The 13,640-nt window shown below is 73.4% G+C and carries 8 protein-coding genes; all 8 read right to left on the reverse strand.

The features are described from left to right. Window positions 1–116 precede the first annotated feature (116 nt). Window positions 117–1,694 carry an alpha-N-arabinofuranosidase gene (locus QFW77_RS05910; protein ID WP_280573453.1) on the reverse strand — a complete coding sequence of 526 codons (1,578 nt, stop codon included), beginning with the start codon at window positions 1,692–1,694 and terminating at the stop codon, window positions 117–119. Between the two features lie 103 nt (window positions 1,695–1,797). Next, window positions 1,798–2,868: an alpha/beta hydrolase family protein gene (locus QFW77_RS05915; RefSeq protein WP_280573454.1), complete on the reverse strand. Its 1,071-nt coding sequence runs from the start codon at window positions 2,866–2,868 to the stop codon at window positions 1,798–1,800. A gap of 139 nt (window positions 2,869–3,007) precedes the next feature. Beyond that, entirely contained in the window at window positions 3,008–5,008 is a 2,001-nt protein-coding gene (locus QFW77_RS05920; protein WP_280573455.1) for a YjhG/YagF family D-xylonate dehydratase, read from the reverse strand. Window positions 5,009–5,044: 36 nt separating this feature from the next. Further along, complete coding sequence (locus QFW77_RS05925; protein WP_280573456.1) at window positions 5,045–6,646, reverse strand: aldehyde dehydrogenase family protein; 1,602 nt, start codon at window positions 6,644–6,646, stop codon at window positions 5,045–5,047. Beyond that, complete coding sequence (locus tag QFW77_RS05930) at window positions 6,643–7,506, reverse strand: fumarylacetoacetate hydrolase family protein (RefSeq protein WP_280573457.1); 864 nt, start codon at window positions 7,504–7,506, stop codon at window positions 6,643–6,645. Before QFW77_RS05930 ends, QFW77_RS05925 begins: the two co-directional genes overlap by 4 nt. 22 nt (window positions 7,507–7,528) lie before the next feature. Further along, a complete protein-coding gene (locus QFW77_RS05935; protein WP_280573458.1) occupies window positions 7,529–8,869 on the reverse strand; it encodes a GntP family permease in 1,341 nt (446 codons plus the stop codon). A 259-nt stretch (window positions 8,870–9,128) separates the two neighbouring features. Next, complete coding sequence (locus QFW77_RS05940; protein WP_280573459.1) at window positions 9,129–10,616, reverse strand: mannitol dehydrogenase family protein; 1,488 nt, start codon at window positions 10,614–10,616, stop codon at window positions 9,129–9,131. 156 nt (window positions 10,617–10,772) lie between these two features. Then, complete coding sequence (locus QFW77_RS05945; RefSeq protein WP_280573460.1) at window positions 10,773–13,634, reverse strand: glycoside hydrolase family 3 protein; 2,862 nt, start codon at window positions 13,632–13,634, stop codon at window positions 10,773–10,775. Window positions 13,635–13,640: the final 6 nt, after the last annotated feature.

Genomic DNA, 13,640 nt, shown 5'->3' on the forward strand with positions numbered 1-13,640 from the left:
GCAGCTAGGCCAGCCGAACACAATCCTATTCTGCTTCGCATTGTCCCGCCCTCCTCTCAGCAGGCCAATGTCTACTTTGGGTCGAAAGCGGATCTTCTTGCGTTACACCAAGCCGCTCATTCCATCATTACCACCATCACCGACTTCGGCGGCAGTTCGAGCTTCATCTCGCCATCCTGCGCGTCCACGGCATAGTCGCCGGGCCTCACCGCCTCCGGCTGCCCGAACGTGTTGTGCGCATCCATCGCCCTGGCGGTCAGCACGCGGCCGCGGGCGCGGGTGGCTTCGCCGCCCTGCACGCTCACCCGCACCTGGCGGGCGGTGTTCGGGTCGGGGTTGACCAGGGCGAGCTGGAGGTTGCCGCTGGTGTCGCGCGCGGCGCTGGCGCTGAGGCCGGGGATGGCGTCGCCGCCGTGGCGGTAGTCGGGTGCGTTGCTCAGGCGCACCGGTAGCGCGGTGGCGCCCTGGAATGGGCGGTACAGGTGGAAAGCGTGGTAGGTGGGGGTGAGCAGCATCTTTTCCTTGTCGGTGAGGATCATCGCCTGCAGCACGTTGACCATCTGCGCGATCACCGCCATGTGCACGCGGTCGGCGTGCTCGTGGAAGATGTTGAAGTTGAGCGCGGCGACGATGGCGTCGCGCAGGCTGTTCTGCTGAAACAGGAAGCCGGGGTTCTCGCCCTCCTCCGGGTCGTACCAGGTGCCCCATTCGTCGAGGTAGAAGCCGTACTTGCCGTCCGGGTCGTTGCGCGCCAGCACGGCCTTGTTGGCGGCGATGTAGTCCTCGATCTGCAGGGTCTGGCGCAGGGTGGCGAACCATGCGGCCTCGTCGAAGCCGAGCGCCGGGCCCTTGGTCTCCCATTCGCCGGTGGGGCGGGTGTAGTAGTGGTGGCTAATGCCGTCCAGGCGCAGGCTCCAGTTGGGCTTCACGCCGCTGGTGATGGCCTCGGTCCATTCGGTCATCTCGCCGTGGCCGCCGCTGGCGATCATCCGCGGCTGGTTGTCCTCCGGCGCCTTCACGAAGCTGGCGTAGCGGTTGTACAGGTCGACGTAGTACGCCGGGCGCATGTTGCCGCCGCAGCCCCAGGCCTCGTTGCCGATGGCGAAGTAGTGCAGCCGCCACGGTTCGGCGCGGCCGTTGCGGCGGCGCAGTTCGGCCAGGGTGGAGCCGCCGTCGGCGGTGATGTATTCCACCCACTCGGCCATCTCGCGCGGGCTGCCGGTGCCGAGGTTGCCGTTGACGTAGGCATCGGCGCCCAGCAGTTCGGCGAGGTTGAGAAATTCATGCGTGCCGAAGGCGTTGTCCTCGATCACCCCGCCCCAGTTGGTGTTGACGCGCCTGGGGCGCTCGGCGCGCGGGCCGATGCCGTCGCGCCAGTGGTACTGGTCGGCGAAGCAGCCGCCGGGCCAGCGCAGCAGCGGCACCTGCAGCTCCTTCAGCGCGGCCAGCACGTCGTTGCGGTAGCCGTGGGTGTTGGGGATGTCGGAACCTTCGCCCACCCAGATACCTTCGTAGATGCCGCGCCCCAGGTGCTCGACGAACTGGCCGTAGACGTTCTTGTGGATGGTGGCGCCGGGGGTGTCGGCCTCGATCACCAGTTCGATCTCGGCGGCCTGCGCCGGCAGGGCCAGCACGGCCAGCGACAGCAGCATGGTGGCGAGCCAGGGGCGGAGCGATGTGGGTGCGTGGGTCATGGCGCGCTCCGGCAGGGATCGGGGGTGATGTCGTTCGGCGATTCGAAGGCGGCGGCCGGGCCCGTTGCCTGTCGCCGCAGCCGTGCGGCCCGGCGCCCGCCGGTCACGGCTGTAGGGTTTCGTCGAAGAAGACGGCCGCCATGGCCGCGATCTCTTCCAGCTCGGCGGCGCGCACCTCGGCCGGGGTGGCGCCGGTGTAGTGGCCGCGCTCGCCCGGCACCTCGAGGTAGCGGGCGCCGGCGATGCCTTCGGCGAAGTGGCGGGCGTTGGGCGCCGCGGGCGTGACCGGGTCGGCATCGCCCACCACGATCCGCACCGGCACCTCGACTTCGCGCAGGCCTTCGGCGGTGAAGCCGAACCCCATCGCCGGCGCCAGCGCGAACACGCTGCGCACCCGCGGGTCGCGGTGCGAGGTCTCGGCGCGCCGTTGCGCGTCGCGCGCGGCGCCGTTGCTCTGCGGCAGCCGGATCAGGTTTTCGATCGCGTCCTTGCGGTCGGCCGGCATCGGCGGGGCGTTGCGGCGCAGGTGCGCGAGGTCGAAGCGCGCGCCTGCCAGCCACAGCACAGTGGTGCCGCCGAGCGAGAAGCCGGCGGCACCGATGCGCTCGCGGTCGATGGCCGGGCCGACGGCCGGGTCCCGCAGCAGCGCGTCGAGCACGGCACTGAGGTCGCGGGCGCGCTCCCAGGCGAAATGGTCGGACGGCGTGGGCCGGCTGTGCAGCTCCTCTTCGGGGCTGCCGTTGTGCTCTACCGCGGCGACGATGAAGCCGTGGCCGGCCAGCACGTGGCCGAGCCAGGCCATGTGGTCCGCGCGGCTGCCGGCGCCGTGCGACAGCAGGATCAGCGGGCGGCGGGCGCCGTCGACGAGTGGCGCATCTCGGAGGAGCGCCTTGTCGCGACCGTAAACCTCCTGGGTCTCCGGCGTGCCGCCCGTACCGGCGGGATACCACAGGATCGTCCGCAGCGGCCGCGGCCCGGTCTGCGGCCAGTTGCTGCGCTCGGGGTCGGCGAATTCGCGCTTCGCCACGCCGATGGCGGCGGTGGCGGGTGCGGCGGTCGCGAGCGGCGCCGCGCCCTGAGTCTCCGGCACCGGCGTGGTCGCGCAGGCGGCGGACAGCAGCAGGGCCGCGACGGCCAGCGCGGGCGCGAGAGTGACGGATCGGATGCGGGGCATTGTTCCGGTGCTCATGCCTTGGATGAGGATGCGGGGAGGTGGCCGTGGTTGCGCATGGCGACGTCCGCGGCGCAGGCCGGGGCGCGCGCCCACGACCCGCACGCGCGGCTGGCTGGCCGGGTGGTGGCGACGGCGACTGTCATGTCCCCCGCCGCGCAAGCGCTTCGCGCCCGAGCCGCAGGGCCTCGATGATGGCGTCGGCGTCGTACACGCAGCCGGCCCAGGTGCCGCCGCTGGCGTCCTGCAGCGCGGCCCACAGCCGGGTGTCGGCAGGCAGGCGCGGGTGCGCGGCGATGGCGGGGTGCAGGTCGCGCTCGGCGAGCAGCGCCGCGGCGGCTTCGGGGTCGAGCGGCGCGGCGGCGTCGCCGCCGATGAAGTCCACCCGCCCCTCCAGCCGCCCGCGGTCGATCACGATGCGCACCAGGTCGCCGTCGCGCAGCTTGCCCAGCGGGCCGCCGGCCAGCGCTTCCGGGCCGACGTGGCCGATGCAGGCGCCGGTGGACACGCCGGAGAAGCGCGCGTCGGTCAGCACCGCCACCTGCTTGCCCCAGGGCAGGTGGCGCAGCGCCGAGGTGAGCTGGTAGGTCTCCTCCATGCCGGTGCCGGCGGGGCCGCAGCCGGCCAGCACCACCACGTCGCCCGGGCGCACCGCGTGCTCGCCTTTGGCCTTGATCGCGCGGATCGCGTCGCGCTCGGTGGCGAACACGCGCGCGGGGCCGGTGTGGCGGTAGACGTTGTCGGCGCCGACCACCGCCGGGTCGATGGCGGTGGCCTTGATCACCGAGCCCTGCGGGGCGAGATTGCCGCGCGGGAACACCAGCGCGCTGGTGAAGCCGGCGGCGCGCGCGGCGGCCGGCGCGAGGATCACGTGGTCGGGATCGACGCCGTCGAGTTCACGCAGGCGTTCGCGCGCGGCAACGCGGCGCTCGCTGCGCTCCCACCAGTCGAGGTTGTCGCCAAGCGTCTGCCCGGTGACGGTGAGGGCGTCGAGGTGCAGCAGGCCGGCGTCGCGCAGGTGCAGCATGGTCTCGGGCACGCCGCCGGCCATGAACACCTGCACGGTGGGGTGCTGGCGCGGGCCGTTGGGCAGCGCGTCGACCAGGCGCACGGTGGCGCGGCCGGCGCGGATCCAGTCCTCCACCGTGGGCGGCGCCAGCCCGGCGGCGTGGGCGATCGCCGGCACGTGCAGCAGCAGGTTGGTGGAGCCGCCGAATGCGGCGTGCACGAGCAGCGCGTTCTGCACCGCTTCGGGGGTGAGGATGGCCGACAGCGGCGTGCCGCGTTCGGCCAGCGCCATCAGCGCGAGCGCGGAGCGCCGCGCCATGTCGGTCCACACCGGCTCGCCCGAGGGCGCCAGCGCGCTGTGCGGCAGCGCCATGCCCAGCGCTTCGGCCACCACCTGCGAGGTCGCCGCGGTGCCGAGAAACTGGCAGCCGCCGCCGGGCGAGCCGCAGGCGCGGCAGCCCATCGCCGCGGCGTGTTCCAGGTCGACCAGGCCGTGGGCGAAGCGCGCGCCGAGGGTCTGCACGGTGCCGGCGTCCTCGGCGCCGCGCGCCGGCAGGGTGACGCCGCCGGGCACGATCACGCCGGGCAGGTCGGCGCAGCCGGCCAGCGCCAGCATCGCCGCGGGCAGGCCCTTGTCGCAGGTGGCGATGCCGAGCACGCCGCGGCGGGTGGGCAGCGAGCGGATCAGCCGGCGCATGGCGATGGCGGCATCGTTGCGGTAGGGCAGGCTGTCGAACATGCCGGTGGTGCCCTGGGTGCGGCCGTCGCAGGGGTCGCTGCACATCACCGAGAACGGCAGCGCGCCGTTGGCGGCGAAGGTCTCCGCGGCGGCGCGGACCATGCGGTCGATCTCCCAGTGGCCGGTGTGCAGGCCGAGCGCGAGTGGCGTGCCGTCCTCGCCGCGCAGGCCGCCCTGGGTGCTGACGATCAGGTACGGGTCGCGCATGACGTCGCTGGCGCGCCAGCCCATGCCGGCGTTCTGGGTCAGGCCGAACAGGTGGCCGCTGGGTTCCTCGCGTAGCATGCGCGCGTCGATCGGCAGCTGGCCGGCGGGGCCTTCGCCGGAGGTGCGGGTGTCGGCGATGGGGGTGGCGTCGCCGAGGATCGCGGTGAGGCTGGGGGCGGGGGCGGTCATGGGGCTCACGCCATCGGGCGCGACGCGGGCGCGGGGTCAGACATCGCGCGTGGTCCATTCGCCGTCGACCAGGCGCAGCAGGGTGCCGGTGAGGTTCTTGTCCTGCAGCGCCGGCGGCAGGCGCTGTTGGCGGACGTTGTCGTAGCTGTGCAGGGCGGCGAAGCGCAGCAGCGAAGCGGGCAGGCCGACGGCGGTGAAGCCGGGATGGCCGGTGGCCGGGTACGGGCCGCCGTGGTTCATCGCCGCGCTGACGGCGACGCCGGTCGGCATCTTGTCGTTGATCAGGCGGCCGACGCGGGTGCGCAGGATCGGTTCGAGCGCATCGTGCGCGGCGTCGTCGGCGCCGCCGGTGTCGCTGTAGATCGAGCCGGTGAGGTTGCCTTCCATCGCCTGGGCGATGCGCTGCAGCTGCTCCGGCGCATCCGCCACCACCACCAGGCAGACCGGGCCGAAGGCCTCCGACTGCAACGCGTGCGGATCGGCAAGAAAGCGCTCGCCCGCCACCTGCAGCAGGGTCGGCTGGAAGGCGTGGCCGGTGGCGTCCGCGGGGATCGCGCCGCCGGCCAGCAACTCGGCGCCGGCGTCGCGCAGGCCCGACACCGCCTCGGCGACCGCCTGCGGGGCCTGCGGGGTTAGCAGCACGCCGGGCGCGGCGGCGGCGGTCAGCCGCTGCAGTTCGGCGAGGAAGGCATCGGCGTGTTCGTCGCGCGCGATCGCCACGATGCCCGGCTTGGTGCAGAACTGGCCGGCGCCCATCGCGCAGGAGGCCTGCAGCTCGGCGGCGATGGCGGCGCCGCGCTCGCGCAGCGCGCCGGGCAGCACGAACACCGGGTTGACGCTGGACATCTCCAGGTAGATCGGCTTGCCGGCGCGGTCGGCCGCGGCCTTGAGCGCCATGCCGCCCGGCCGGCTGCCGGTGAACGCGACCGCGGCCAGCGCCGGGTCGGCGACCAGCCGCAGGCCGGTCTCCGGTTCGACGTGGAAGAACAGCTGCACCGCGCCCGCGGGCAGGCCGGCGGCTTCGGCCGCTTCGTGCGCGGCCTCGGCCAGCAGCGCCGAGGTGCGGGGATGCGCCGGGTGCGCCTTGGCGATCACCGGGTTGCCGGCGGCGATGGCGGCGGCGAAGTCGCCGCCGGCGATGCCGTTGAACGCGAACGGGAAGTTGTTCGGGCCGATCACCAGCACCGGCCCGCCGAGCGGGCCGAGCTGGGAGCGGATGTTGGCCTTGGTGTCGATGGTGGGGCGGCGCCAGCCGCCGTCGCGCGCGGCCTGCGCGGCCTGGCGCAGCTGGCCGGTGGCGCGCGGCAGTTCGACATTGCGCAGGCGGGGCTCGACCGGCAGGCCGGTCTCCTGGTGCGCGGCCGCGACCAGCGCGTCGGCGCGCGCTTCGATGGCGGCGGCGTATCCATCGAGGAACTCGGCGAGTTTCGCACCGGGCAGCCGCGCCATGGCGGCGGCGGCGCGCTTGCCGGCGGCCAGCATCGCTTCCAGGTCGGACCAGCCGGAGACCGGAAACTTCCGCTCGGCAAGCGGCTCCTTGGTCGAGGGATCGAAGGCGTGGAAGCTGCCGGTCGGCGCGCTGGCCTGGGCCCAACGGCCGTCGACGAGGATGGGATGCAGGGGGGCTTGTTCGCTCATTGCACGGGGTTCTCCAGCAGAAGGCCGCCGATGTCGATGCGCACGACATCGCCGGAGCTGAGGGTGAAGTCTTCGCCCGGCACGATCCCGGTGCCGGTGAACAGGAAGGCGCCCTGCGGGAACTGCAGGTCGCGGAACAGGTATTCGGCCAGCGCCTCGAGCCGGCGCTTGATCTGCGAGGTGCGCGTCTCCCCCGCGAACGCCCGGGCGCCGCCGCGCAGGATCTCCAGCGCGACCGGCAGGTCGCGCAGCGCGTCCGCCGCGCACAGGCGGATGCCGGGGCCGAGCGCGCAGGCGCCGTCGTAGACCTTGGCCTGTGGCAGGTACAGCGGGTTCTCGCCCTCGATGCTGCGCGAGGAGACGTCGTTGCCGGTGGTGCAGCCGACGATGGCGCCGCGCGCGTCCAGCACCAGCACCAGCTCCGGCTCGGGCACGTTCCAGGCGCTGTCCGGGCGCACCCGGATCGGCTGGCCGTGGCCCTTCGCGCGCCAGCCGTTGGCCTTGAAGAACAGTTCCGGGCGCTCGGCCGAGTAGACCTTCTGGTAGACGTCGCTGCTCTGCGATTCGGCCTCGCGCGCCATGCGGCTGCTGAGGTAGGTGACGCCGCTGGCCCAGACTTCCTGGGTGTCCTCGACCGGGGGGAGCAGCGGCGCGGTGGCGGGCGGTTCACCGACGTCGTGAGTGCCGTCGCTGCCACGTTCGGCCGAAGCGTTGCCGCGCAGCGTCGCCAGGCGCGCCTGCAGGTCGGGCTGCGGCGATGCGAGCCATTCGGCCAGGCTGAAATCGCGCGGCAGCCAGGCGCCGTCGAGTGCCCAGCGCGGGCCGTCGCCGGTGGCGTGACGCGTCAGGGTCGGGTGCATGTCGGTCTCCATGTCGATGAGCTCACAGCAGCAGCATCCCGGCCAGCCACACCAGCGCGCCGGACAGCAGCGCCATCAGGCAGGAGCCGGCGGTGAGCAGGCGGTAGCCCTGGCCCGGGGTCATGCCGCTCATCTGGGTGACGACCCAGAAGAAGCTGTCGTTGGCGTGCGAGGCGAAGAACCCGCCCGAGCCGATCGCCACCACCGCCAGCGCGCGGCCGAGTTCGGAATCCAGGCCGAGCGCGGGCAGCAGCGGCGCGATGATGCCGGCGGTGGTGATGATGGCGACGGTGGCCGAGCCCTGCGCCGCGCGCACCACCGCGCAGATCGCGAACGGCAGCCACAGCCCCAGGCCCCAGGACGACATCGCCTCGCCGAACGCCTGCGCGAAGCCGGAATTCAGCAGCACCCGGCCGAACGCACCGCCGGCGCCGGTCACCAGGATGATCACCGCGGCGGAGAGGATCGCCTCGCCCACCCAGCCGGTCTGCGCGAACATGCGCCGCTCCAGCTTGGCCGGCAGCGCGAACGCCAGCAGCATGCCGGCCAGCAGCGCGATCACCGGGTCGCCGGCGAACAGCAGCGCCGAGGCCAGTGTGCCGTCGCCGAATGGCTGCGCCGGCAGCCGCGCCACCGAGCCGAGCATGATCAGCGCCAGCGGCAGGAAGATCGGCAGCAGCGCGCGGGTCGCCGATGGCGCGGTGGCGAGGCGCTGGGCGATCTCGGTTTCGCTGGTCTCCGGCGCGGGATCGATCCGCAGCCGGCTGGCCACGCGCGTGGCCCACAGCCACGATAACGCCAGCACCACCAGGCTGACCGGCGCGGCGATCGCGATCACCAGGCCGAGGTCGGCGGCCAGCGCCGCGGCGGCGGCGATCGGCCCGGGCGTCGGCGGCAGCAGGGTGTGGGTGACCATCAGCCCGAGCGCGAGCGCGATCGAGGTGGTCGCCAGCGACAGGCCGGCGCGCTGGGTCAGCGCGCGGTTGAGCGACTGCAGGATCACGAAGCCGGAATCGGCGAACACCGGGATCGAGGTGACGTAGCCGATCACCGACATCGAGGCCGGCACGCGGCGGCGGCCGATGCGGGCGAGGATCGCCTCGGCGATGGCGTAGGCGCCGCCGGAGCGCTCCAGGAACACGCCGATCACGGTGCCGGCGATGATGACGATGCCGACGTTGCCGATGGTGGCGCCGAAGCCGTCGCGCAGCGACGCCGACACCTCCGGCAGCGGCATGCCGCTGCCCACGCCGAACAGCAGCCCGGCCGCCAGCAGCGCCAGGAACGGATGCAGCTGGAAGCGCGTGGTGGCGACCACGATGAACACCACCGCGAGCGCCAGCAGGAGCAGGGAGAGCATCATGGGCGGCGCTCCGTGGGCGACATCCCGGTAAAGGACGCGCCGCGCACTCGTGGAACGTCCGGCCATGCCGGACCGGAATCGCCGCGCATCGAATACGCCCCGTCGAAGGCTCCGGGGGACTCGCGGTGAAGTCGGCGGCATCCGTCGATGCCTTTACCGGCACAAGGTCCAGGGCACGCATCCCAGGTGCCGATGGCAGCACTGTGCGCCGCGCTCACCCTCCAGACGCGGTGACCGCCGAAGGCGGCCATTCCTGGATTCATCGGCGGGCCCCCTGTGTGGCGCGTTCGAGCGCGGCTGCGATCGCAGCGGGGCCGGCGTCGCCCAGCGCGGCGTACGCGGCGCGCAGCGCGTCGACGAAACGCGGATCGGCCGAGAGCGGCGCGAACACCGCGTCGAGCGCGAGGAAGGCGTCGACGTCGCGGCGCGCCTCGCCGGTCGCGGCGCGGCCGATCGCGGTCAGCGGTTCGTCCAGCGGATCGACCAGCGCCGTGCCCGCCCTCGCCTGGCGCACCACGAAGCGCAGCCAGCCGGCGACGGGCAGGCACAGCCGGTCGATCGGCCGGCCCGCGGCGAGCGCGTCGGCGATGGTGCCGAGCAGACGCACCGGGAGCTTCTGCGAGCCGTCCCAGGCGATCTGCGACAGCAGGTGGCGGATGGCGGGGTTGCGGAAGCGGGCGAGGATGGCGTCGATATAGGTGCGCGCATCGAAGCCGGCGGGCGCGGCGAGGTTCGGGGCGATGTCGGCGCGCATCAGGGTTTCGACGAAGGCCGCCAGCGCCGGCGCGCGCATGGCGTCGGCGACGGTCTCGATTCCCATGAGCGAGCCGAGATAGGCCAGCGCCGAGTGCGGCGCGTTGAGCAGGCGCAGCTTGGCGCGGTCGTGGCCGGCGATGTCGCCGCTCAGGGTGACGCCGGCGCGCTCCAGCGGCGGCCGGCCGTTGCAGAAGCGGTCCTCGACCACCCATTGCATGTACGGCTCGCGCTGCACCGGCCAGGCGTCGGTGCAGCCCAGCTGCGCGGTGACGCGCGCGCGCAGGGCGTCGTCGGTGGCGGGGGTGATGCTGTCGACCATCGAGCGCGGGAACGCGACCTCGGCTTCGATCCATTGCGCCAGGCCGGGCTCGACGCGCTCGGCGTACTGCAGCGCTGCGCGCCGCAGCCGGCCGCCGTTGTCGGCGAGGTTGTCGCAGCTGAGCACGGTGTAGGGCGCGATGCCGGCGGCGCGGCGCCGCGCCAGGCCGGCGACCACGTAGCCGATGGCGCTGCGCGGCGCGTCGGGCGTGGCCAGGTCGTGGGCGATGTCGGGGTGGTCGAAGTCGAGGCCGTCGGCGCCGAGGCAGTAGCCCTTCTCGGTCACGGTCAGGGTGACCAGCCGCGTGTCCGGGTTGGCCAGCCGCGCCAGCACCGCGGCGCCTTCGTCGCGCGCGCACAGCAGCTCGCGGATCGCGCCGATCACGCGCAGGGTTTCGCGTTCGCCGATCCGGACCAGCGTGTACAGGCCGTCCTGCGGCCGCAGCGCGTCGCGCACGGCGGTGCTGTGCAGCGAGACGGCGCAGATCGCCCAGTCCGGGTCCACGGCAAGCAGTTCGTCGAGGTAGGCCGCCTGGTGCGCGCGATGGAACGCGCCCGCGCCGAGGTGGACGATGCCGATGCTGGTCCGGTCGCGGTCGTAGGCCGGCCGCGCGACCGCCGCCGGCAGCGCATCGAGCGTCGCATTGCGAAGACGGGCGGGCCGCGCGGTCATGATCCGCCCCGGCCACAGCGAGGACATTGCCGTAGGAGCGTGCCATGCACGCGAAGACCGGCGCGGTCGGCCGTACCCGAGAACGCCGCCAGGTCGCTCGGAATCGCCGCCGACCCCGCCGGAGCCCCCCGCGGCCTTCGCGGCCATGGGCCGCTCCTACGGGGTGACATCGAAACGGGCACGGGTGCGGATGTCGGCGCTGGAGGCGCCGATCTCGGCCTCGTACTGGCCGGGGTCGACGGCGTAGGCGCCGGCCGCCTCGTCGTAGTGGCGCAGGTCGGTGGCCGGTGCGACGGTGAACGACACGGCGCGGGTCTCGCCCGGCTGCAGGGCGATGCGCTGGAAGCCGCGGAGTTCGCGGCGGGCGCGTTCGCGCTGCGGATCCACGGCGCGCAGGTACAGCTGCACCACTTCCTCGCCGGCGCGCGCGCCGGCATTGGTGACGTCGACCTGCACGGTCAGCGCGTCGTCCGGGCCGAGCACGGCCGGGCCCGCAGACGCCTCGCCGCTGCCGCCAGCGGCGAAACGCAGCTCGCCGTACTCGAACCGCGTGTACGAGAGCCCGTGCCCGAACGGGTACAGCGGCGCGCCATCGAAATAGCGGTAGGTGCGGCCGGCCATGCTGTAGTCGTCGAACGCCGGCAGCCGCTCGTCGGCGCGGTAGAAGGTCACCGGCAGGCGGCCGGCGGGATTGGCGTCACCGAACAGCACGTCGGCCACCGCGCTGCCGCCGCGCTGGCCGGGGTACCAGGCCACCAGCACCGCCGGCAGGTTGGCCTGGGCCCAGTCGATGGCCAGCGCCGAGCCGGTGGTGAGCACCAGCACCACCGGCTTGCCGGTGGCGTGCAGCGCCTCGAGCAGCTTGCGCTGGGGTGCGGGCAGGCGCAGGTCGGTGCGGTCGCCGCCGGCGAAGCCGGGGTAGCTGACCTCCATCTCCTCGCCCTCGACGTCGCCGGTCAGGCCGCCGACGAACACCACCACCTCGGCGTCGCGCGCGGCCGCCATCGCTTCCTCGAACGGCGGCTTGGCGCCCGGCATGCGCCAGGCCAGGCGCACGCCGGCGTCGCGCTCGGCCTCGTAGTACTCCAGGCGCAGGTCGTAGGCGCGGCCCGCTTCCAGTTCCACTTCGACGCTGTCGCCAGTCAGGCGTTCGGCATCGTCCCAGCGCTCGAGCACCGGCGCGCCGTCCAGGAACAGGCGGAAGCCGTCGTTGGCGGCGACGTGCAGCTCGTAGCGCCCGCTCTCCGGCGGCAGCAGCTGGCCGCTCCAGCGCACGCTGAAGTCCTCGCCGGCCAGCGCCTGCGCCGGGGCGATCTCGCCGCGCGCGGCCAGGTCGTCGGTGGGCGCGCCACGGTCCCAGCGGAAGCCGACCCGGGCGTCGATGCGCTCCAGCACGGGCTCGCCGTCCAGACCGCGGCCGCGGAAGTACTCGCCGCGCAGGCCGCGTTCGCTCGAGTCCGCCGCCGGGCGCAGGTAACGCGGCTCGATCAGCGGCGCGGCGGCGGGGTCGTCGCGGCCCTCGACCAGGTCGGCGCCGCGGGCGTGGACCACCTCGGCGTCCGGCAGCGCCGCGCGGATGCCCTCCAGCACCGTGACCGGCGCGGCCGGGGTGCCGTAGTAGTTGCCGAGCAGCGACATGGTGTCGTCGGCGGTGGGGCCGATCACCGCCACCCGGCGCAGCTCCTTGGACAGCGGCAGCAGGCCCTCGTTCTTCAGCAGCACGATGGACGCCTGCGCGGCGCGGCGCGCGAGCGCGTCGTGTTCGGGCGACTGGTTGGTGGCGTACGGAATGGACGCCCACGGCACCAGCTCCGGCGGATCGAACATGCCCAGGCGGAAGCGCGCGGCCATCAGCGTGGTCAGCGCGGCATCGAGCTCGGCCTCGTCGATCAACCCCTCGCGCACCGCCACCGGCAGCGCCTTGGCGTAGCTGTGGCCGCAGTTGAGTTCGGTGCCGTGCTTCACCGCCAGCGCCGAGGCCTCTTCCACGGTGGCGACGATCTTGTGGTTCTTCCAGATGTCCTCGACCGCCCAGCAGTCGGACATCACGTAGCCGTCGAAGCCCCAGTCGCGGCGCAGGATGTCGCGCAGCAGGAACCGGCTGGCGCTGGCCGACTCGCCGTACACGCGGTTGTAGGCGCCCATCACCGCGGCCACGTCGCCCTCCTGCACCAGCGCCTGGAACGCCGGCAGGTAGGTCTCGTAGAGGTCGCGCTTCGACGGATGCACGTCGAAGTGGTGGCGGTAGGCCTCGGGGCCGCTGTGCACGGCGAAATGCTTGGCGGTGGCGTCGAGCTTGCGGTACGGGGTGTCGATGCCGGCATCGCCGGGGCCGTCGCCCTGCAGCCCGCGCACGAAGGTCACGCCCATGCGCGCGGTGAGGAACGGGTCCTCGCCGTAGGTCTCCTGGCCGCGGCCCCAGCGCGGGTCGCGGAAGATGTTGATGTTGGGCGACCAGAACGTCAGCCCCTGGTAGCGGCCGCGCTGGCCGCGCGCGGCGAACTCGTGGTGCTTGGCGCGGGCCTCGTCGCCGATGGCGTGGGCGATCTCGGCCATCAGTTCGGTGTCGAAGGTCGCCGCCAGGCCGATCGCCTGCGGGAAGACGGTGGCGCCGCCGGCACGGGCGACGCCGTGCAGGGCCTCGTTCCACCAGTCGTAGGCCGGCACGCCCAGGCGCTCGATGGCCGGCGTGTCGTGCTGCATCTGCGCGGCCTTCTCCTCCAGGGTCATGCGCGCGACCAGTTCGGCGGCGCGTTCCTCGAAGCTGCGCTCCGGATCCAGCCAGGGGGCGTTCGCCTCCGCATCGGCGGCCTGCGGTTCCGGTCCGGCGGCCCGGGCGGTGGCGCAGCCGAGGGTGAAGACCAGGGCAAGCAGCGCGAGGCCGTTGCGCTTTGCACCGCGCCGCCGAAATGCGGGCTGTCCGGAATCGGCCAGGCGCTTCGGGGGTGCGGCGCATGGCGATCCGGGCGCAGCACGCGCCTGACGGAAGAGACTGGAACGAGTCGATGGAGTGCGCATGGGGGA

Origin of the sequence: Luteimonas endophytica (assembly GCF_029887875.1) — a bacterium.
GTDB classification, from domain to species: Bacteria; Pseudomonadota; Gammaproteobacteria; order Xanthomonadales; family Xanthomonadaceae; genus Luteimonas; species Luteimonas endophytica.